Origin of the sequence: Streptomyces sp. NPDC005866 (assembly GCF_040629895.1) — a bacterium.
In the GTDB taxonomy this organism is placed as follows: Bacteria; Actinomycetota; Actinomycetes; order Streptomycetales; family Streptomycetaceae; genus Streptomyces.
Genome location: NZ_JBEXWP010000001.1, coordinates 413,038 through 434,063, shown reverse-complemented (window position 1 = coordinate 434,063; position 21,026 = coordinate 413,038). Strand labels below are relative to the sequence as shown.

The window sequence follows — 21,026 nt, the reverse complement described above, 5'->3', positions numbered from 1 at the left end:
CACAAGCAGCCGGGGTCAGCCTCCGCGCCGGCGCCGGCGCCGGATCAGCTGGATCCTGCGGACGATGACGATCACCCCGGCGACCAGTGTTCCGCCGTAGAGCCAGCCGGCCTGTGTGGACAGGGCCGTCACCAGGCCCATCACACTGCCCAGGAACCCGCCGCCGCCGTCGGCGACGGCCAGCAGGCCGACGGCGAAGGCGATCGGGACGACGACGGGGGCGGTCAGCAGATCGTTCCCGCGCACCCACAGCGCGGTCAGCGCGCTCACCGGCAGGAACAGCACGCCGTACACCGTCAGGGACGCCCCGAACAGCAGGTCGTCCAGAAAGCCGAGCAGGAACATCGCGGCCCCGCAGAACAGGCCGCCGCCGAGTCCGGTGAGCCGTGGGCCCGACGGCCGCCGGGGTCCGGCCACCGCCGCCGTTCGGGGTCTGCCCGGGGGCGGCCGGCGCTCGGCTGTCGCAGGCCGCCGTCCGGCCTGCGGCGGCAGGGGCGCGCGCGGGGCGCCACGGCGCTGTCCGTGCTGTCGGGGGCGGGACCTGTGATGCTCCACCGGACCAACCTAGGTCGGTTTATGTGCCGAATCGCGGCCCGGACACGCCGAAACCAAGCCAAGTGCAGAGCTTGGCCAGGTGTTCGACGGGGCCGCCGGCCCGGGGTCCCGAACCCCGTAAACTGGTGGATCGGCCGGCCCGCCGGCACTGGCAGCCTCCGGCTCACTCACCCACTCACTACGGGAAGTCGCAACGTGTCGCTCACGATCGGAATCGTCGGCCTGCCCAATGTCGGCAAGTCGACCCTGTTCAACGCCCTGACCAAGAACGACGTGCTGGCGGCCAACTACCCGTTCGCCACGATCGAGCCCAACGTGGGCGTGGTCGGCGTCCCCGACGCCCGCCTGGTCAAGCTGGCCGAGATCTTCTCCTCGCAGCGGATCCTCCCGGCCACGGTCGACTTCGTCGACATCGCGGGCATCGTGCGCGGCGCCTCCGAGGGTGAGGGCCTGGGCAACAAGTTCCTCGCGAACATCCGTGAGTCCGACGCGATCTGCCAGGTCATCCGCGCCTTCAAGGACGAGAACGTCGTGCATGTCGACGGCAAGGTCTCGCCGAAGGACGACATCGAGACGATCAACACCGAGCTGATCCTCGCGGACCTCCAGACGATCGAGAAGGTCCTCCCGCGCCTCCAGAAGGAGTCCCGGATCAAGAAGGACGTGGCGCCCAAGGTCAAGGCCGTCGAAGAGGCCAAGGAGATCCTGGAGAAGGGCGACACCCTGTTCTCCCAGGGCATCCTCCAGGGCAGCGAGCGTGCCGAGCTTCTCCACGACCTGCACCTCCTGACCACCAAGCCTTTCCTCTACGTCTTCAACGTCGACGAGGACGAGCTGACCGACGACACCTTCAAGACCGAGCAGCGCGCCCTGGTCGCCCCGGCCGAGGCGATCTTCCTCAACGCCAAGCTGGAGGCGGACCTCGCGGAACTCGACGAGGAGGACGCCCTGGAGCTGCTGGAGTCGGTCGGCGCCGAGGAGCCCGGCCTCGCCACCCTGGCCCGCGTCGGTTTCAACACCCTCGGCCTCCAGACCTACCTCACGGCCGGCCCCAAGGAATCCCGAGCCTGGACGATCAAGAAGGGCGCGACGGCCCCCGAGGCGGCCGGCGTGATCCACACCGACTTCCAGAAGGGCTTCATCAAGGCCGAGGTCATCTCCTTCGCCGACCTGGTCGAAGCCGGCTCGGTGACCGAGGCCCGCGCCAAGGGCAAGGCGCGGATGGAGGGCAAGGACTATGTCATGCAGGACGGGGATGTCGTGGAGTTCCGGTTCAACGTTTGAGCGGACGAAATAACAAACGTCGCTGACGCGGCAAACATGCAGGTCAAAAGGGGCTGCCGGGCTCTGTCGAGTCCGGCCCCTTCGGCATCACCGTGCTGGATGGGTGCTGGATATTCCGACGCGGGGTCAGGGGTGGTCAGGTCTCGCAAACGCTGGAGCGGTGTCCCACGTGAACGACCCAGACCACCAGCTCGCGCTGGACGTGGTGCTGACTCCTAGTCGCCCCGGGGCGGGGTGAGCTTGTCGAGGTCCAGGCTGATCTCGAAAGGCACCGGGCGCTTCAGGGCGCCCCGGAAGATGCCGGCCGGCGCGTAGGCGCCAGTCGGTTCGTCGAGTTCGTAGACGTGGACGACGGGAGCGCTGCCCTCGTCCTCGATGCACCAGTAGTGCGGGATGCCCGCCTCCGCGTACTTGCGGAGCTTGACCGTACGGTCCCGGTGCGCGGACTCGGGTGAGACGACCTCGATGACGAGTCGTACCTCGTCCGGTGTGAACCAGGTACGGTCTCCGTCGTAATCCGCCGTCGTCAACAGCAGATCCGGTTCAGGCCGGTTTCGCGCGTGGAGCTTTATGGTCATCCCGCGGCCGACCCTGACATCGCCGGGCGCCTGCTCCATGAGGGCGACGGTGAGCATGGTGACGAGGTGGCCGTGCTACCACCTCTGCGGCGACATCATGAAGACGAGGGCTCCGTCGACCAGCTCGGTGTGGCGAGGCGCCTCCGGGAGGCGGTCCAGGTCTTCCGCGAACCAGCCTTCCGCGCGCGGCGGGCGCATCCAGTCGGGCAGTGCGGTCATGGCTCAACCGTAGCGACCCGACGAGGCCTGGGCCACGAGACCGTCAACAGGACGACCGCCACTCCTGTCGTCCTGAAGGCCCTCACCGGCCGGCGGTGCTGACGCTGTGCTGACCCGACCCGTTTCTGGCGGACCTGAAAGCGGCACGCCGGAACGGTGGGAGGATGCCGGGACAGCGAGTGAGGGGCGGGGCACGTGGGGCGGGCGGAGCGGGAACTGGTCGCGCGGGGAACGCGGCTGAATGTGGCCGCGTGCGATGTCGTCGCGGATCACGGCAGGGCCGTCGAGACGGTACGGGCGGCACTGAGGCCGCTCCACGACGCGGCGGTACGGCGGGAACTGGACGCCATTCCCGTCGCCCGGCTGCAGGACGTCACCCAGGGACGGCTGCGGCTGGGCAGTGTCGAGCAGAGCGGACTGCGCACGGTCGGCGATGTGCTGGCGGCAGGCCCCTACCGGTTGCGGCAGCTCCCAGGGGTGGGGCAGCGCACCGTCGACCAGATGCTCGCCGCGGCCCGCAGCCTCTCCGACGCCGTGCACGAGACCGTGGCCGTCCATGTCGACGTGGACCGGCCGGAGCCGGGTACCACCGCGCTGGTCATCGCGTTGCACACACTCGTGGAGGCCGGGCCGGACGCCGTCCGTGCCGTCGCCCAGGCCACCGACGTGTCGAAACGGCTGGAGCCGCTGCTGGCCGGTGCCAGACCCGCGACCGGACGCCTCAGGATGCTGCTGGCGGGCCGGGAGACGAAGGCTCGCGCGCTGGCGGCGGTGACCGAACTCCGTTCGCTGCTGGCGGAGGCGGAGCGGGCGCGGCTGCCCGAACTGTTCGCCCAGGCCTCGGTGGACCTGCTCCGCGGGCCGTCCTCCGAACTCGCCGCCTGGGGGGACTTCGAACTCCGCTCCGCCGAGTACTACGCCCTGCTCGCGGAGATCTCCGGCCGGCCGGCCGACAAGGCCGCCGCCGAGGGCTTCCTGCCGGACGAGGTAGCCGAACGGGTCCGGGCTCAGCGGCTCGACGACTCGCACCGTCGGGTCTCCCTGCGCGGCTACCAGGCGTTCGGCGCGCGCTTCGTCCTCGCGCAGCGCAAAGCGATCCTCGGCGACGAGATGGGCCTGGGCAAGACCATCCAGGCGATCGCCGTGCTCGCCCACCTGGCCGCCGAGGGGCAGAGCCACTTCGTGGTCGTGTGCCCGGCGAGCGTCCTCGTCAACTGGACCCGGGAGATCGAGGCCCGCAGCGCGCTGCGCGTGATGCTGCTCCACGGCCCCGACCGGCACGACGCGTTCGCCGACTGGAAGGAGCGGGGCGGGGTCGCTGTGACGACGTTCGACGCCGTGCGCGGATTCCCTGTACCGGGGGGCGGCGAGGTCGGCCTGTTCGTGGTCGACGAGGCGCACTCCGTGAAGAACCCGAAGGCCAAGCGGTCCCAGGCGGTCGCCCAGTGGGCGGAGCGCTGCGAGCGCGCCCTCTTCATGACCGGAACCCCGATGGAGAACCGGGTCGTGGAGTTCCGCAACCTGGTCGGGATGCTCCACAGCGGTGTCGCGGAGTCCCTGGAGGAGGGGGACGCCCTGGCCGGATCGGTCGCCTTCCGCAAGGCCGTCGCCCCCGTCTATCTGCGGCGCAACCAGCAGGACGTGCTGACGGAACTCCCCAGCCTCCAGCACATCGACGAGTGGGAGGAGCTGAGCGCATCGGACGAGGAGGCGTACCGCGAGGCCGTGCGCGCCGCCAACTTCATGGCGATGCGCAGGGCCGCGTATCTGCGCCCTGAGCGGTCGGCCAAGCTGGAGCGGCTCCGGGAGATCGTCGAGGAGGCCGCCGAGAACGGGCAGAAGACCGTGGTCTTCTCGTACTTCAAGGACGTACTGCGGGTGGTGCGGGAGGCACTCGCCGACCGGGTCGCGCTGTTCGGTCCGCTCACCGGCGAGGTCCCCGCCGGACGGCGGCAGCAGATCGTCGACGACTTCGCCGCCGTGCCGGGCCCCGCGGTGCTGCTGGCGCAGATCCAGGCGGCGGGCGTCGGCCTCAACATCCAGGCCGCCTCGGTCGTCGTCATCTGCGAACCCCAGATCAAGCCCACCATCGAAGACCAGGCGGTGGCCCGGGCTCACCGCATGGGCCAGGTCAGACCGGTCCGTGTGCACCGTCTGCTCGCCACCGGGGGAGTGGACGAACGCCTGGTGAGGCTGCTGGAGAAGAAGACCCGTCTGTTCGACGCCTACGCCCGCCGCAGCGCGGTGGCCGAAGCCACCCCGGACGCGGTCGACGTCTCGGACACCGAACTGGCCCGCCGGATCGTCGAGGAGGAACAGGCGCGCCTGGGCATGACGGACGCAAACCCCGTCGAGAGAGCGGATGCATGACCCACATGGCCGCGGTCCACGCGCTGATCCACCTTCACGACTTCCCCGACGGAAGCGCCGACTTCAAGCTGCTCGGGGTCTTCTCGTCGGAGGACAAGGCGGCGCGGGCCGAGGCCGCCGGCGCTGAGCTTCCCGGGTTCAGGGATTTTCCGGACGGTTTCCAGGTTGTCCGCGTCGAGGTGGACGCGACACGAGCGCTCCAGGGACGGCTGCCCGAGGAACTGCACCTGCTCTTCCGGACCCTGGAAGATCCCGTCTGCGGCGAAGAGGTCGTCATCCTGGGGGCGTTCCGTGCGGAGGAACGGGCCCAGGAGACGGCTTCGGCATACCGGGAAGGCCCGCCGGAGGCCGAGTTGGAGATCTCCCCCGTCACCTTGGACGAGCGAATGTGGGGCGACGGCTTCGTCACCGTCGAACCCGAAGCCCCGTGACCCCCCGAAGCTCCCAGACCTCCTACGCCGACTCGCGCAGCCGGAGCTCCGCCCCCACCGTCAGTTCGTCGGCGCGCAGCGGCCCGGTTCCGGTCAGTAGCCGGGCCGCCTGTTCGACGGCGAGCGCGCCGAGACTGCGGGTGTCCAGGGCCACCGTGGTCAGCGCCGGCTCGACGAGCGCGCCCAGCTGCAGGCCGTCGAAGCCCAGCACGGCGAGGTCCGCCGGGACCTGGCGGCCGAGCCGGCGGGCGGCGCGCAACGCCCCGATGGCGATGATGTCGTTGAACGTGAACACGGCCGTCAGGTGCGGGTGCCGGGCGAGGAGTTCCAGGAGCGCTTGCTCCCCGCCCTCCACGCTCTGGTCGGCGCGGGCCACCGACCCGGCGTCCAGTCCGCACGCGGACATCGCGGTGTCGAACCACTCGTGCCGGACGCTCGGCTCGGAGCGTTCCGCGTGGTCCAGCATGCCGATGTGCCGGTGCCCCGCCTCGGTCAGGTGCCGTATCGCCGTGTGGACGCCGGCCTCGCCGTCGATCCGGATCGAACTGAACCGTTCGGTGCGGCGCTGCCGGTCGATGAGGACGACGGGGAGCCCCCGGGTGAGCCGCGCGATCTCGTCCTCCGGCAGGCTCAGGTAGCCCACCACGGCGTCCACCTGTGAGGCGATCACCTCCAGGGTGCCGCGTTCCTCCTCGACGCTGTCGCCGGTGTCGTACACCACCACATGCCAGCCGCGGCCCCGGGCCGCGTCCAGCGCGGCGGCGGCGACCTCGGTGAAGAACGGGTTGAGCAGGTCGGGGATCACCAGTCCGACGCTGAACGTGTCCTGCCGCACCAGCCCCCTGGCGAACCGGCTGGGCCGGTAGCCCAGCGCGAGGGCGGCGTCGAGAACGCGCTGCTTGGTGGAGACGCCGATCTCGCCCTTGTCGTTGAGCGCTCGTGACACGGTCTGCCGGGACACTCCCGCGGCCTCGGCCACATCGTCGATCGTCACCCTGCGGGGTCCGTTCCCCGACGGCGCCATCACTCACCTCCGTGCTGTTGCCGACGCGACCGCGTCGCAGGGACACCGACTATGCCGGGTCCGACGTCTTGGGCCTTGACACTCCGGCGGACCGGAGCCCACACTCCAAATCACTTCCCGTTACCGCTCCCGTGAGCGCTCACGTTACCGCTCACGGAACCTGATTCCAACCAGAAGGCATCCGCCTCCAGGTGTCAACGTCGACCCGCCTGTCGACCCTCGGCAGGCGTTCTCTGGAACGGAAGATATGAGCAGCACAATCACGCGCACCCGCCTCGCCGTCGCAGCCGCCACAGCGGGCATCGTCGTACTCGCCGGGTGCTCCTCGTCCGGTTCGTCGGACAAGGCGTCCGCCTCGTCCTGCGCGCCCGCGAAGGGCAAGGTCACCCTCCAGTACTGGAACACGGTCCCCGGCATGGACAAGGTCGTCGCCGTGTGGAACAAGCAGCACCCGGACGTCCAGGTCGAGACGAAGAACATCTCCAACGACCAGTACGGCACCCTCGGCAACGCCCTCAAGGCGGGCAAGGCGCCGGACCTGGCCCAGGTCGGCTACGACGAACTGCCCAACCTGCGCACCCAGAACGCCTTCACGGACGCCTCCGCCTGCAAGGCGGCCACCGCCGCGAAGTCGAAGTTCGTGCCCTGGACCTGGTCGCAGACCAGCTTCGGCGGCACCGGGGTGTTCGCCCTCCCGCAGGACACCGGCCCGATGGCCCTGTTCGTGCGCAGCGACATTTTCCAGAAGTACCACGTTGCCGTCCCCACGACCTGGGACGCGTACGCAACGGCCGCGCAGCGGCTGCACAAGGCGGACCCCGGCCTCACCATGACGTTCTTCGACCCGAACAACGCCGAGTGGTTCAACGGGCTGCTCTGGCAGAACAGCGCCCAGATGTACGGCTACTCCGGCAACAAGTGGCAGGTCTCCGTCGAGTCGCAGCAGAGCAAGCAGGTCGCCGACTACTGGCAGAAGCTGATCTCCGGCAAGCTCGTGCGCACCGACCTCGCCAACGGGTCCACGCAGATGTACGCGGCGTACCAGAAGGACCAGATCGCCAGCTACGTCGGCGCAGCCTGGGGCTACAGCATGTTCCGCGACAACCTGCCCAAGCAGTCCGGCAAGTGGTCGATCGTCCCGATGCCGACCTGGGGCACGAGCGGTTCCTCCGGTGACTGGGGCGGCTCGACCGTCGGGTTCATGAAGGGCAGCAAACACCTCTACGAGTCGGTCGAGTTCAACACCTGGCTGAACACCGACCCCCAGGCGCTGAAGCTGGAGAACGAACTCGGCGGGCTCTACCCGGCCGCCAACGCCGGGCTCGACATGCCCTCGCTGTCCAAGGGCGTGCCGTTCTACAAGAACGAGAAGATCTTCGACGTCTTCGCCGCCTCGTCCAGGAAGATCGACACCAGCTTCTCCTGGGGCCCCACGCAGAAGACGGTGAACCTGGCCCTCCAGGACGCGATGGCCAAGGCGGCGGCCGGTGACGGCACCCTCACCGACGCGCTCGCGGCCGCCCAGGCAGCCGCGCTGAAGTCGATGAAGGACCAGGCCATCCCGGCCGAGGCGGGTAAGTGACCGCCGTATGACCGACATCGCGACCCACCCGACCCGCGCGGTGACGCCGACCGGGGGCCGCCGCCGTCGTCTCGACGGCGGCGGCCCCCGGATGGGCACCGTCGCCGCCTTCGTCACCCCGTTCTTCCTGCCGTTCCTGCTGTTCTACCTGGTGCCGGTCGGCTACGCGCTCTGGCAGAGCTTCCGCGTGGTGCGCCGCAGCGGAGGACAGTACGGGACGTCCTACACGACCTTCGGCGGCTTCGAGCAGTACGTGCAGGTGTTCCAGAACACCGAGTTCTGGTCCAGCATCGGCCGTATCGGACTGTTCGGCATCGTGCAGGTGCCCGTCATGCTGTTCGTCGCCCTGACCGTCGCGCTGCTCCTCGACACCCCGCTGCTGAAGATCAAGGCGTTCTTCCGCATCACCGTGTTCATGCCGTACGCGGTGCCCGGTGTCATCGCCGCGATCATGTGGTCGTACCTCTACTCGCCGCAGCTCAGCCCCGTCGTCGACCTGCTGAAAGGCATCGGGCTGCACCCTGACTTCCTCGGCCCCGGTGCCGTGCTCTGGTCGACGGCGAACGTCTCCACCTGGCTGTGGACCGGCTACAACATGCTGATCATGTTCTCGGCGCTGCAGTCGATCCCGCAGGAGCTCTACGAGGCCGCGAAGATCGACGGCGCCTCCAACTGGACGATCGCCTGGCGGGTCAAGGTCCCGATCATTGCCCCGTCGATCGTCCTGACCACGGTGTTCTCGATCATCGGGACGCTCCAGCTGTACGCCGAACCGGCCGTGCTGCGGCAGATCTCCTCGAACATCTCCAGCACGTTCACCCCGAACATGCTCGCCTACACGGTGGCCTCGGGGAACAACTACCAGCAGGCCGCGGCCATTTCCGTCGTCATCGCCGTCATCACCTTCGTCTTGAGCTTCGGGTTCATGCGACTGACCTCGAAGAAGGCCGGACTGTGAGCAACAAACCATCCATGATGAGAGAAAGCCGTGTCAGCCGTACGGCCGCCATGGGCCTGATGCTGCTGCTGACCGTGTACTTCCTGCTGCCGGTCTACTTCCTGGTCGTCGCGGCGACCAAGCCGCAGGGCGACCTCGCCTCCACCAACGGGCTGGCGTTCTCGCACTTCAACCTGTTCGACAACCTCCGGGTCCTGTTCACCCGCAGTAACGGCATCTTCGGCCGCTGGGCCCTCAACACCGTCGTCTACGCGGTGCTGGGCGCGGCCGTGGGCACCCTGATCTCCGCGCTGTGCGGCTACGCCCTCGCCAAGTTCCGCTTCCGCGGCCGGGAGTTCCTGTTCTCCGTCATCCTCGGCGGCGTCCTGGTGCCCACCACCGCTCTCGCCCTGCCGCTGTTCCTGCTGTTCTCGGCGACCGGGCTGGTCAACACCTATCTCGCGGTGTTCCTGCCGAGCATCGTCAGCCCGTTCGGTGTCTATCTCGCGCGGATCTTCGCGAACGCCGCCGTGCCGCAGGAGCTGATCGAGTCGGCACGGCTGGACGGCGCCGGCGAGTTCCGCACCTTCTTCTCGGTGGCGTTCCGGCTGATGGCACCGGCCCTGGTGACCATCTTCCTGTTCCAGTTCGTGGCCATCTGGAACAACTTCTTCCTGCCGATGGTGATGCTGCAGAAGGAGTCCCTGTTCCCGATCACGCTCGGCCTGTACGAGTGGAACGGCCAGACCGCCCGGGCCCCGCTGCTCCAGCAGTCCGTGATCACCGGCTCGCTGGTGTCGATCGTGCCCGTGATCGTGGTGTTCGTCCTGCTCCAGCGGTTCTGGCGGACCGGACTCGCCGCCGGCTCCCTCAAGTGACCCCCCGGAAGGTGCCCCTCGTCATGCCCGACTCCGCCGTCTTCGTGCCCCACTTCCACTGGGACCGGGAGTGGTACGAGCCGTTCCAGGTGTTCCGGCACCGCCTTGTCACCGCTCTCGACACCGTGCTGGCGACGGCCGAGACGGACCCGGACTTCCGGTTCACCGTCGACGGGCAGATGGCCGCGGTCGAGGACTATCTGGAGATGCGCCCGGAGCACCGCGACCGGGTCGCAGCCCTGGTCCGCGAGGGCCGGCTCGCCGTCGGGCCCTGGCTGATCCTGCTCGACGAGTTCCTCTGCTCCGGCGAGACCATCGTCCGCAACCTCCAGATGGGGTGGGCGGCCGCGGAGCGCCTCGGCGGTGCGATGCCCATCGGCTATCTGCCGGACATGTTCGGCCATATCGCGCAGATGCCGCAGATCCTGGCCCGCGCCGGCATCGAGCACGCGGCACTGTGGCGCGGGGTGCCCGGCTCGGTCGACGGCCACGCCTTCCGCTGGCGCGCGCCCGACGGCTCAGAGGTGCGCACCGAGTTCCTCTTCGACGGTTACGACAACGGCCTCGACGTCCTCCTGGTACCGGACCGGATCCGGCAGGCGCTCAGTGAGTACGCCGAGCTGACCGCCGGACGCTGGGGCGGCGACCCGCTCCTCGCCATGGCCGGCACCGACCACAACGCGCCCGATCCGCGGCTGGCGGACTGGCTGCGCAAGGCCTCCGGCGAGGAGCGGCCGATCACCGTCGCCACGCTCGACGAGTACCTCCGCAAGCACGTACGTGACGGGGTGACCGCCGTCGTCACGGGCGAACTGCGCAGCCATGTGCGGGGCAACATCCTGCCGGGCGTGCTGTCCGTGCGGCTCGGGCTCAAGCAGCGGATGGCCCTCGCCGAGCGGACCGTCGACCACGCCGAGCGGATGAACGCCCTGTGGTCCCGGCGCGACGAGTCGGCCTTCCTCGCCCTCGCCTGGCACAAGATCATCGAGTCGACCGCCCATGACTCGGTGGTCGGCTCCGGCACCGACGAGACCTGCGACCAGGTCGCGGCCCGCCTCGCCGAGGCCGCGCAGACCGCCCGCGCCGTCCGGGACGCGGCCCTCGCCGAACCCGCCGCCCTGGTACCGAGCGACGGCCATCTGGTCGCCAACCCGCTGCCGGCACCCCGTACCGCACTGGTCGAGGTGGACGTCGTGGCCGCCCCTGAGGGGAGCACGCTGGTCGCGACCACCGCCGACGGCTCGGCGCATCCGGTGCAGCTGGTCTCCGAGGCCCCGACCGTCCTCAGCGACGAGCGACTCGACGCCGCACAACTCGAACGCGTGCTGCGCCGCATCCACCGCCGCGAGCTGTTCGGCCTGCTGATCGACCGCTATGAACTCACCCCCAACTCCCTGGTCTTCCACCTCGCCGAGGCACCGGCCGGCCCCTTCGACCTGATGACCCTGCGCGCCGAGGTCGCCGCCGCCGCGGCCGCGCACCCGGGGGAGTGGCGGGTGCGGACCCTGGCGCAGGCCCGGGCCACCGCGCTGGCGGCCGTGCCCGTCCCCGCCTGTGGACTGGCCGCCTTCCGCGTCGAGCAGGGCGGGCCCACCGCCCCGGCGATGCGGCCGGTGACGGCGACGGCGGACCGCCTGTCCAACGGGCTGATCGAGGTCACGGTCGCCGCCGACGGCACCCTGGAGGTGACCGGCACCGACGGCACCGTGCTGTCCGGAGTGGGCCGCCTGGTCGACGGCGGTGACCGGGGCGACAGCTACAACTACGCCCCTCCCGCGCACGACGTACTCGTGTCCGAGCCGGCCCGGGTCGGCGTCGAACTCCTCGACGGCGGCCCGCTGCGGGCGAGGCTGCGTGTCACCCGCGTCTACGACTGGCCGGCCGCGCTCGCTCACGACGACCGGGACCGGCGCGACGGCCGCACCGTCCCGACCCCCGTGGACATGCTGGTGGAAGTCCGCGCGGGCGAGCCGTTCGTCCGGATCTCCACCGCGTTCCTCAACCAGTCCGCCGACCACCGGCTGCGTTTCCACATTCCGCTGCCCGAGCCCGTCGCCGCCTCCGCGTCGGCCGGGCAGTTCGCCGTCACCGAGCGCGGACTGACCGCGGAGGGCGGCTGGGGAGAGTACCCGATCCCGACCTTCCCGGCGAACGCCTTCGTGTCGGCGGGCCGGGCGACCGTCCTGCTCGACCACTCCGGCGAGTACGAACTCGTCGACGACGGCTCCGCCCTCGCCCTCACCCTGCTGCGCGCCATCGGCTCGATCAGCGTCAACATCCACCCCCTGCGTGACGAACCCGCGGCGAGCGAGATCCCCGCCCCGGGCGCACAGGAGCTGGGCATGCGCATCGAGAACCGGTTCGCCGTCCTGCCCTGGGCGACCGGCTGGCAGAGCGCCAACGCGGTCGCGCTCGCCGAGCAGTTCCGGAGCGACGTCCTGGTCACCCGCGGGACCGCGCCCGGCGGCGGCACCCTGCCCCCGGACGCGACCGGGGTGCGGGTCGACGGCCGGGACGTCCAGGTGTCGAGCATCCGCCGCGTCACCGACCCCGAGCGCGGGCCCGGCACCGAGGTGCGGCTGGCCGCACTGCGCGACACCACGTCGGCCGTCCACATGACCGGCGCCTTCACCGAAGCCACGACCGTCGACCTGCTCGGCCGGCCGATCGCCGCCGAACCGGTGGCGGGGGACGGGCTCGAACTCGTCCTCGGCCCCTGGGAGATCCGCACCGTCGTCCTCCGCTAGCCGACCACACCCCCCGACACCCGGAAAGTTGTGAACTCTTGCCCTCCGAGCACTCCGCGTACGTATCGGACACCGCCCCGTGGCGTGGCGCCCTGCGCCCGGCCCGCTCGTGGCTGCACTCCGACGCGCCCTCCCTCTCGCTGAACGGGGCCTGGCGCTTCCGGCTGTCGCCGACGGCGGCCGTGCCCGAGGAGTTCGCGGCCGAGGACTTCGACGACCAGGGCTGGGACGGCATCCCGGTGCCCGCGCACTGGGTGCTGGAAGGCGACGGGGCCTACGGCCGGCCCATCTACACGAACGTCCAGTTCCCGTTCCCGATCGACCCGCCGTACGTCCCCGACGAGAACCCCACCGGCGACTACCGCCGCCACTTCGGCCTCCCCGACGGCTGGTCGGACGCCGAGCGGGTCCTGCTGCGCTTCGACGGCGTCGAGTCGCTGTTCAGGGTGTGGGTGAACGGCGTCGAGATCGGCAGCGCCAGTGGCAGCCGGCTGGCCCACGAGTTCGACGTGACCTCCGCCGTGCGCCCAGGTGACAACGTCGTCGCCGTACGGGTGCACCAGTGGTCGGCCGCCAGTTACCTGGAGGACCAGGACCAGTGGTGGCTCCCGGGCATCTTCCGGGACGTCACCCTGCTGGCCCGCCCGGCCGGGGGCGTCGAGGACGTCTGGCTGCGCACCGGTTACGACAACGGGCACGGGCGGATCGACCCGGAGGTCACCGCCGACACCGCGGCCTTCCCCGTCACCCTGCGCATCCCCGAACTGGGCGTCGAGCGGATCTGGGAGACGGCGGCCGACGTGGCGCCCCTCGACATCCCGGGCGTCGAGCCGTGGTCGGCCGAGCGGCCCCGGCTGTACGACGTCACCGTGTCGTCGGCCGCCGAGAGCATCGCCCTGCGGGTGGGCTTCCGCACGGTCGAGATTCGCGGTGACCGCTTCCTGGTCAACGGCCGCCGGGTCGTCTTCCACGGCATGAACCGCCATGAGACCCACCCCGAGCGCGGCCGGGTCTTCGACGAGGCGCACGCCCGCGAGGACCTGGCCCGGATGAAGCGGTTCAACGTGAACGCCATCCGCACCAGCCACTACCCACCGCACCCCCGGCTGCTCGAGCTCGCCGACGAACTCGGCTTCTGGGTCGTCCTCGAATGCGATCTGGAGACCCACGGCTTCGACCACGTCGGCTGGGCCGGCAACCCGAGCGACGACCCGGCCTGGCGCGCGGCCTGCCTGGACCGCATCGAGCGCACCGTCGAACGGGACAAGAACCACCCCGCAGTCGTGATCTGGTCGCTCGGCAACGAGGCCGGGACCGGCGCCAACCTCGCCGCCATGTCGGCCTGGCTGCACGCCCGCGACCCCGAGCGTCCCGTGCACTACGAGGGCGACCGCACCGGCGACTACACCGACGTCTACTCACGCATGTACGCGACCGTGACGGAGACCGAGCAGATCGGCACGGACGGTTCCCGCGCCCCGCTGCTCGGCTGCACCCCCGCCCAGGGCGCCCGGCTGCGCACCAGGCCGTTCCTGCTGTGCGAGTACGCCCACGCGATGGGCAACGGACCGGGCGCCCTCGACCAGTACGAGGAACTGGTCCACCGCCACCCCCGGCTGCACGGCGGCTTCGTCTGGGAGTGGCGTGACCACGGCATCCTGGCCACGGCCCCGGACGGGTCGCCGTACTTCGCCTACGGCGGCGACTTCGGCGAGGTCGTGCACGACGGCAACTTCGTCATGGACGGCATGGTGCTGAGCGACGACGTGCCGACGCCCGGCCTCCACGAGTTCAAGGCGGTGGTGCAGCCGATCCGCTTCGCCTTCGACGGCGACAAGCTCGCGATCACCAACCTGCGGCACTCCGCCGACACCTCCGACCTGCGCTTTTGCTGGTGCGTCGAGCACGACGGCACCCTCGTGGCATCAGGGGACCTGGAGGTCCCGGTGGTGGTGGCGGGCGAGTCGGGGCGGGTGCCGCTGCCGCCGGTCCCGGTGGCGGCGGACGCCGAGACCTGGCTGACGGTGGAGGCGGTGCTGGCGGCGGAGACCGCCTGGGCACCCGCGGGACACGAGGTCGCCACCGCCCAACTCGACCGCTCGGTACGGCGGCCGGTGCCCGCCGTCCGGCCCCGGACCGGCTGGCGGCCGGACGAGCGCACGCTCACGCTCGGCATCGCCGAGTTCACCGGCGGATCCCTCACCCGCCTCGCCGGGCGCGCCATGACCGGTCCGCGGCTTGAGCTGTTCCGCGCGCCGACGGACAACGACGAGGGCACGTCCGACCGGCTGGAGGGCAGCGACGCCAGTGCCGCCGGGGTGTCCAGTGCCGAGCTGTGGCGCCGGGACGGACTCGACCGCCTCACCGCACGGCGTGTCAGTGTGGAACAGGCCACGGACGCCCTGCGCACCGTCGACCGGGTCTCCGCCGCGCACTCCGCGCTGTCGGTGACGGTGGAGTCCGTGTGGTCGGTCGAGGACGGCGAGCTGGAACTGCGCGTGGAGATCGAGCCCTCGGGCGGCTGGCGGACGGTCTGGCCGCGGATCGGGGTGCGCTTCGAACTGCCCGACGGGACGGCCCCCGTGGACGGCGCCGACTGGTTCGGCCTGGGCCCGCACGAGTCCTACCCCGACAGCCTCCGCGCGGCCCGCACCGGCCGCTTCTCCGCCGCCCTCCCGGACCTCTCGGCCGGCTATGCGCGCCCCCAGGAGAGCGGCCACCGCTCCCGGCTCCGCCACCTCACGCTGACCAGCGCCGGCACCGAGGTGCTGCACCTCACGGCCCTCCCCGACAGCCGCGGACGACGCCCGGGCTTCACCCTCGGCCGCCACACCCCCCAGCAGATCGCCCGGGCCGCCCACCCCTTCGAACTCCCGGAGTCCACCACGAGCCATCTGATCATCGACGCGGCCCAGCACGGGCTCGGCTCCCGGGCCTGCGGACCCGACGTGTGGCCCGAGTTCGCGCTGCGCCCCGAAGCGCGCACCATCAGGCTGCGCATCACGGACGGCGTACGCCGGTGAGGTGAACCCGTTCCGGAAAACCCGTTGGACCTGAACTCCCCTTCCGGGTGAGGGTGGTCGGCTGGACCGACCGCGACAGCAGGGAGACGGGACATGACCAGGATCTGGCTCATCACCGGGGCGAGCAGCGGCTTCGGCCGGGCGCTCGCCGAGGCCGCGCTCGCCGCGGGTGACACCGTCGTCGGGGCGGCCCGGCGCCCCGAGGCACTGGACGATCTGGCCGCCGCCCACCCCGGGCGGGTGGACCCGGTACGTCTGGACGTCACGGACATCGCCGCGATCGAGCCCGCCGTACGGGACGTCGTGGCCCGGCACGGACGGATCGACGTCCTCGTCAACAACGCCGGCCGCACCCACGTCGGCGCCTTCGAGGAGACCACCGACGCCGAACTGCGCGACCTGTTCGACGTGCATGTCCTCGGCCCTGCCGCGCTGGTGCGGGCGGTCCTGCCGCAGCTGCGAAGCCAGCGCTCGGGCGCGATCGTACAGATGAGCAGCATGGGCGGCCAGATGTCCTTCGCGGGCTTCTCGGCCTACAGCGGCACGAAGTTCGCGCTGGAGGGCATGTCCGAGGGGCTCGCCGACGAGGTGCGGGAGTTCGGGATCAAGGTGCTGATCGTGGAGCCGGGCGCCTTCCGCACCTCCCTCTTCGACACCAGCCGGGCCGGGGCCAGCCCCGACACCGGGGTGTACCCGAAGGTCGCCGAGACCCGTGCGGCCGTCGAGGGCGGCCACGGCAGCCAGCCCGGCGACCCGGCCAAGGCGGCCGCCCTGATCCTGGCCGCCCTGGACGCCGAGGAGACCCCGCTGCACCTGCCCCTGGGCGACGACGCGGTGACCGCCGTACTGACGCAACTGGACGTCGTACGACGGGACATCGCCGCCTGGGAGAAGCGCACCCGGGCCACCGACTTCGACTAGGGCCTGTCCGGCGGATCACGCCGCAGACGCGGGGTGTGGCACGCACATCTGCCGCGTTGTCGTCACTCCCCGACGTCCCCCGGCCTTCGGCCGGGGGTGCCCCCACCGTGTCGACTCCCTCCTCCGCCTTGCAGTCGCACGCACCACACCCCGCTCACCGGCGTCGATGAGTCACCGCTGACTTCCTGCGACGTGATCCGCCGGACAGGCCCTAGCCCACCACGGTCGGGTCCGTGACCCAGCCCGCCGCCAGTACCAGCCGGGAGTCGCGGTGCACGGCGAGGAAGCCGAACGGCCGGTCGAAGGTGGCCCGGACGACGGTCGACTCGTGCCGGTACTGCGGAGGGCCGCTGCCAGGCGCCGCCACGACGGCCGTCACCGCGGCGGCCCTGAAGCCCAGCGGGCCGAACTCCGCGACCGCGGAGTGTCCGGCCGCCCCGATGGCCAGCGGCGCGGCGCTGATGCCGGGGAAGTGTCCCTCGCGGGCGTCGGCGGCCGTGGAGAGCCCGAACAGACCGTGCAGCTGGAGCAGATCGTGGTCCGCGCGCACCTCGAAGCCGACGGTCGTCACATCGAGCCGCACCGGGTCCGGGGTGAGCGACGGCAGCCGCTCCACGGCCACCCCGGGTCCCGCGTGCCCGTAGGGGAGCCGGCCGCCGGTGGTCACCGGCAGGGCGCGCTCCAGGACGCCGATGCCGGTGTCCAGCACCTGCCCGGGCGCCATCCCCTCCTCGCCGAGCAGGAGATGGACGTCGAGGGCGTTGCCGCCCAGCACCTTCAGGATCGTGACGTGCCCGTCCGGGCCCGCGGCCACCCCGATCCGGTCCGTCCGGACGCTGCTGCGGTTGAGACCGGCCAGGGTACGGCCCTGCCACGGCCCGGACCCGGGCCGCAGCACGGTCTCCTGGAACGGCTGCCGCCAGTCCGTGTGCAGGGCCAGCGCGGTCGCGAGCACCATCCGGGCGCCCTCGGTCAGCTGGACCGGCATCCGCTCGACCAGCCCCTCGGTGCGTTTGGCCGCCCACGCGTCCAGCGCCTCCTGGGAGGCCGCGGGGTCGGCGCCGAGCACCCCGTGCGCGTCGGCGGGCAGCCCCGCCGCCCACTGCTCGCGCAGCTCCAGCGCACGGTCGGTCCACAGTCCCAGGGCCGAGCCGACACCGTGCATCGAGTCGAGCCCGCCCAGTAACTCCCGTGCCCCGGCCGCTGCTTGGTCCGCCGGCATCCCCACGGCCCGGGCCAGCTCGTCCCGGGCGGGGCCCGTGGCGCCGTCGGCGAGGAAGGCCAGCAGCGGCCAGACACCGGCGGCCGAGAAGACCGTGCCCTGTCTGGTCCGCTGCGCCCAGCGAGCGGTGAGCGCGTTGACGGTGCTGACGGTGTCGTTCATTCGTCGTCCTCCCAGGAGTACTCGGGGAAGGGCAGGGGATCCGTGACCCGGCCCGCGGCGAGGGCGAGCCGGGAGTGCCGGTGCGGGGCATGGAAGCCGGAGAGGCGGTCGAGGCGGGCGTCGATCCGGGTGCTGACGCAGCGCCGCTCGGACAAGGCTTCTGCGGCGACCACCCCGAACGCTTTCACCGCCGCCGCCACGAAGCCCGGCGCAAGCCCGGACCGGGTGCCCCGTAGGGCAGCTGACCGCCCGGGACCTGTGCCCCCGTGTCCAACGGCCACTCCTGGAAGGGCGCCGGCCGGCGGGTACGCATCGCCGACGCACCGCCCAGGACCAGTTCCGTGTCCTTGTCGAGGCTGACGGGCATCCGGTCGACGAGCCCGCCCGTGCGCCGCCCGGCCCAGGCGTCCAGCGCCTCGTGGTCAGTCGGCTCGTCCCCGGCCGGCACCCCGTGCGCGTCGGCGGGCGGCCCCGCCACCGAGGCCTCCCGCAGCTCCGGGGTCCGCTTGGCCCACACGCCCGGCGCGGTGTCCAGGCCACGCCTGCCGGCCATGGCGCCGAGCAACTCCCGTGCCGGACCGGCCGCTTCCTCCGCGGGAAGGCCCAGCGCCCCCGCCGGTTCGGCAAGCGCCCGCCCGTCCGCCGGAAAGGCCGGCGGCGGCCACACCCCGGCCGCCGAGAACACCGTGCCGTCCTGCGACGCGGCGGCCCAGCGTGCGGCCGGCGCGTTCACCGCGCGCACGACCGCTCTCCCCACCCTCATTCCGCCCCCGTTCACGGCGCGCTTACGATGCGCGCAGTCGTACGTCAGTTCAGCCGTGCGTTTCACGCGGCCAGACGCCCCCTCAGGAGCACGGTACCGGTGTCCATACCTCCGCCTCCCGGCCCCCAGCAGCCACAAGGGCCGTACCAGCCGCCCCAGTCGGGCCTGCCGCAGTACCCGCAGCACCCGCAGGGACCGTACGGGCAGCAGCCGCCGCCGTACCCCTCGCCGTACCAGTCCTGGGGCCAGGGCTACGGCCCCTACGCCGTCCAGGCGCCCGTCAACGGCCTCGCCATCGCCTCCCTCGTGCTCGGGCTGCTGTGCTGTCTGCCGGGGGTGGGGCTGGTGCTGGGACTGGTCGCGCTGAGCCAGATCCGCAAGCGCGGTGAGCGCGGCAGGGCGATGGCGGTCATCGGGTCGGTGTTCTCCGGGATCGGGCTGGCCCTGTGGGTGCTGCTGCTCGCCACCGGCGGCGCGGCCAGTTTCTGGCAGGGGGTCAAGGAGGGCGCGAACGACCGCTCCAGCCTCTCGCTGTCCACCGGCGACTGCTTCGACACCCCGGACGGCACCCTCACCGGCGACCTGGTCACCGACGTGACCGTCGTGGACTGCGGGCAGGCCCACGACGGCGAGGTCTTCGCCACCTACGACCTCAAGGGTTCGGGCTACCCGGGCGACACCAGGATCGGCGACTCCGCCGACCAGCGTTGCTACGCCCTGGAGGACGGCTACGCGATGGACGGCTGGGCCGTCCCCCACGACGTCGACGTGTACTACTTGACGCCCAGCAAGGACAGTTGGGGGTACGGCGACCGGGAGGTGGCCTGTGTCTTCGGCAACACGACCGAGGGCCGCACGCTGTCCGGTTCGCTGCGCAACGACGAGAGCGTGCTGGACGCCGACCAGGTCGCCTACCTCGATGCCGCGCACGTCCTCAACACCGCCCTCGGCGCGGTTCCCGAGGCGGAGTACGTCGAGGACGACCTGCCCGGCTACCAGGCCTGGGCGGACCGGGTGACCACGGCCGTCACCCGGCAGACCGCGATGCTGGACGCCCACCACTGGGGACCGGACGGCAAGCAGGCGGTGCACGACCTGATCGTGGACCTGGACAGGGCCCGGTCGGAATGGGCGAAGGCCGCGAAGGCCAAGGACGCGGACACGTACTACACCCACTACGACAAGGGTGCGGCGCTGCTCGACCCGAAGCGGACGGTCACCGCGCGCAAGGCTCTGGGCCTCGCCACGACCCCGCCCTCGTACGACAACGGAGGCGGCGGCTCCGGCAGCGGAGGAAGTGGCTCCGGCATGGAGGTGTGACGGCGGCCATAACGGGGAGAAAGTGCCTGCGTAAAGCCTTCCCCGGCCGTATGTCATCACATCGAGTGATTCTCTGGCCTTTGCTTGCATGGCACAACCCACGGTTGCCAGGCTGTTGCTGTCTGTACAACCTGATGGGAGCGGCCAGTGACTTTCGGTGAGCAGCCGGCGTATCTGCGTGTCGCGGGTGATCTCCGTAAGAAGATCGTCGACGGTTCGCTGCCCCCTCACACCCGGCTCCCCTCCCAGGCGCGCATCCGCGAGGAGTACGGCGTCTCCGACACCGTCGCCCTGGAGGCGCGCAAGGTGCTGATGGCCGAGGGGCTGGTCGAGGGCCGCTCCGGCTCCGGGACCTATGTGCGCGAGCGGCCCGTGCCCCGGCGGGTGGCCCGCTCCGGGTTCCGCCCGGTCGGCGGCGCCACCCCGTTCCGGCAGGAGCAGTCCGACGCGACCGCGCGCGGCACCTGGGAGTCCAGCAGTGAGCAGACCGAGGCCGGCGCGGTGATCGCCGACCGGCTCGGCATCCACATCGGCGACCGGGTGATGCGCACCCGCTACCTGTTCCGGGAGGCCGGCGAGCCGATGATGCTCTCCGTCTCCTGGGAGCCCCTCGCGGTCACCGGCCGCACCCCCGTGATGCTGCCCGAGGAGGGCCCCCTCGGCGGCATGGGCGTGGTGGAGCGGATGCGTGCCATCGACGTCATCGTGGACAACGTCACCGAGGAGGTCGGCGCCCGTCCCGGACTCGCCGAGGAACTGCTCACCCTGGGCGGTGTCCCCGGCCATGTGGTCCTGGTGATCCAGCGGACCTACTACGCCTCCGGCCGCCCGGTGGAGACCGCGGACGTCGTCATCCCGGCCGACCGGTACCGTGCCGCGTACCACCTGCCCGTGAAGTAGCGCACACCGTGGCGATAGTTGACACCTTTACGGCCTGTGTCCGGCCTGGACCCGGCCGTTGCGATCCGGCCGTTTTCCCAGGTGGTCGCGGCTGTCCACGGATGCCTCCG

16 protein-coding genes and 1 pseudogene are annotated in these 21,026 nt (G+C 71.2%); 11 read left to right on the top strand and 6 right to left on the bottom strand.

Annotation, left to right across the window (positions count from 1 at the left end; translation table 11 throughout):
• Positions 1 to 15: 15 nt before the first annotated feature.
• The gene (locus ABZ396_RS02035) at positions 16 to 555 is read right to left on the bottom strand and encodes a DUF6542 domain-containing protein (RefSeq protein WP_358919547.1); all 540 of its coding nucleotides are present in this window, start codon (positions 553 to 555) and stop codon (positions 16 to 18) included.
• A 195-nt stretch (positions 556 to 750) separates the two neighbouring features.
• On the opposite strand from ABZ396_RS02035, the gene ychF reads away from it, so the two are divergent.
• Complete coding sequence (ychF, locus tag ABZ396_RS02030; protein ID WP_358919545.1) at positions 751 to 1,839, top strand: redox-regulated ATPase YchF; 1,089 nt, start codon at positions 751 to 753, stop codon at positions 1,837 to 1,839.
• A 215-nt stretch (positions 1,840 to 2,054) separates the two neighbouring features.
• On the opposite strand, the pseudogene ABZ396_RS02025 reads toward ychF, so the two are convergent.
• Positions 2,055 to 2,636: pseudogene (locus ABZ396_RS02025) on the bottom strand (Uma2 family endonuclease).
• A gap of 195 nt (positions 2,637 to 2,831) precedes the next feature.
• Between ABZ396_RS02025 and ABZ396_RS02020 the strand changes: the two are divergent.
• Together ABZ396_RS02020 and ABZ396_RS02015 are read left to right on the top strand one after the other, a co-directional pair.
• Entirely contained in the window at positions 2,832 to 5,006 is a 2,175-nt protein-coding gene (locus tag ABZ396_RS02020; RefSeq protein ID WP_358919544.1) for a DEAD/DEAH box helicase, read from the top strand.
• Positions 5,003 to 5,437, top strand: a complete 435-nt coding sequence (locus ABZ396_RS02015; RefSeq protein ID WP_358919542.1) for a hypothetical protein — start codon at positions 5,003 to 5,005, stop codon at positions 5,435 to 5,437. Before ABZ396_RS02020 ends, ABZ396_RS02015 begins: the two co-directional genes overlap by 4 nt.
• A 22-nt stretch (positions 5,438 to 5,459) precedes the next feature.
• Here ABZ396_RS02015 and ABZ396_RS02010 read toward each other — a convergent pair whose 3' ends face one another.
• A complete protein-coding gene (locus ABZ396_RS02010; protein WP_358919540.1) occupies positions 5,460 to 6,461 on the bottom strand; it encodes a LacI family DNA-binding transcriptional regulator in 1,002 nt (333 codons plus the stop codon).
• 247 nt (positions 6,462 to 6,708) lie between these two features.
• Here ABZ396_RS02010 and ABZ396_RS02005 point away from each other — a divergent pair, with 247 nt between their 5' ends.
• The 6 genes from ABZ396_RS02005 (at position 6,709) to ABZ396_RS01980 (ending at position 16,549) form a co-directional block, all read left to right on the top strand.
• Complete coding sequence (locus tag ABZ396_RS02005) at positions 6,709 to 8,043, top strand: ABC transporter substrate-binding protein (RefSeq protein ID WP_358919538.1); 1,335 nt, start codon at positions 6,709 to 6,711, stop codon at positions 8,041 to 8,043.
• 7 nt (positions 8,044 to 8,050) lie between these two features.
• Positions 8,051 to 9,001: a sugar ABC transporter permease gene (locus ABZ396_RS02000; protein ID WP_358919536.1), complete on the top strand. Its 951-nt coding sequence runs from the start codon at positions 8,051 to 8,053 to the stop codon at positions 8,999 to 9,001.
• A 14-nt stretch (positions 9,002 to 9,015) separates the two neighbouring features.
• Positions 9,016 to 9,858, top strand: coding sequence for a carbohydrate ABC transporter permease (locus ABZ396_RS01995; protein ID WP_358919534.1), 843 nt, complete (start codon positions 9,016 to 9,018; stop codon positions 9,856 to 9,858).
• A 23-nt stretch (positions 9,859 to 9,881) separates the two neighbouring features.
• Positions 9,882 to 12,605 (top strand): alpha-mannosidase, encoded by a 2,724-nt coding sequence (locus ABZ396_RS01990; RefSeq protein ID WP_358919532.1) that lies wholly within the window; start codon positions 9,882 to 9,884, stop codon positions 12,603 to 12,605.
• A 38-nt stretch (positions 12,606 to 12,643) separates the two neighbouring features.
• Positions 12,644 to 15,628 carry a glycoside hydrolase family 2 TIM barrel-domain containing protein gene (locus tag ABZ396_RS01985; RefSeq protein WP_358919531.1) on the top strand — a complete coding sequence of 995 codons (2,985 nt, stop codon included), beginning with the start codon at positions 12,644 to 12,646 and terminating at the stop codon, positions 15,626 to 15,628.
• 93 nt (positions 15,629 to 15,721) lie between these two features.
• Complete coding sequence (locus ABZ396_RS01980) at positions 15,722 to 16,549, top strand: oxidoreductase (protein WP_358919529.1); 828 nt, start codon at positions 15,722 to 15,724, stop codon at positions 16,547 to 16,549.
• A 211-nt stretch (positions 16,550 to 16,760) separates the two neighbouring features.
• Here ABZ396_RS01980 and ABZ396_RS01975 read toward each other — a convergent pair whose 3' ends face one another.
• The 3 genes from ABZ396_RS01975 to ABZ396_RS01965 are packed head-to-tail and all read right to left on the bottom strand — an operon-like array spanning position 16,761 to position 18,675.
• The gene (locus ABZ396_RS01975) at positions 16,761 to 17,933 is read right to left on the bottom strand and encodes a serpin family protein (RefSeq protein ID WP_358919527.1); all 1,173 of its coding nucleotides are present in this window, start codon (positions 17,931 to 17,933) and stop codon (positions 16,761 to 16,763) included.
• Positions 17,930 to 18,121, bottom strand: coding sequence for a hypothetical protein (locus ABZ396_RS01970; RefSeq protein ID WP_358919525.1), 192 nt, complete (start codon positions 18,119 to 18,121; stop codon positions 17,930 to 17,932). Before ABZ396_RS01970 ends, ABZ396_RS01975 begins: the two co-directional genes overlap by 4 nt.
• Positions 18,118 to 18,675, bottom strand: a complete 558-nt coding sequence (locus ABZ396_RS01965) for a hypothetical protein (RefSeq protein WP_358919523.1) — start codon at positions 18,673 to 18,675, stop codon at positions 18,118 to 18,120. The genes ABZ396_RS01970 and ABZ396_RS01965 overlap by 4 nt, the downstream gene beginning before the upstream one ends.
• A gap of 120 nt (positions 18,676 to 18,795) precedes the next feature.
• Between ABZ396_RS01965 and ABZ396_RS01960 the strand changes: the two genes are divergently transcribed.
• Positions 18,796 to 20,016, top strand: coding sequence for a DUF4190 domain-containing protein (locus ABZ396_RS01960; protein WP_358919521.1), 1,221 nt, complete (start codon positions 18,796 to 18,798; stop codon positions 20,014 to 20,016).
• A 147-nt stretch (positions 20,017 to 20,163) separates the two neighbouring features.
• The gene (locus tag ABZ396_RS01955) at positions 20,164 to 20,916 is read left to right on the top strand and encodes a GntR family transcriptional regulator (RefSeq protein WP_358919520.1); all 753 of its coding nucleotides are present in this window, start codon (positions 20,164 to 20,166) and stop codon (positions 20,914 to 20,916) included.
• Positions 20,917 to 21,026: the final 110 nt, after the last annotated feature.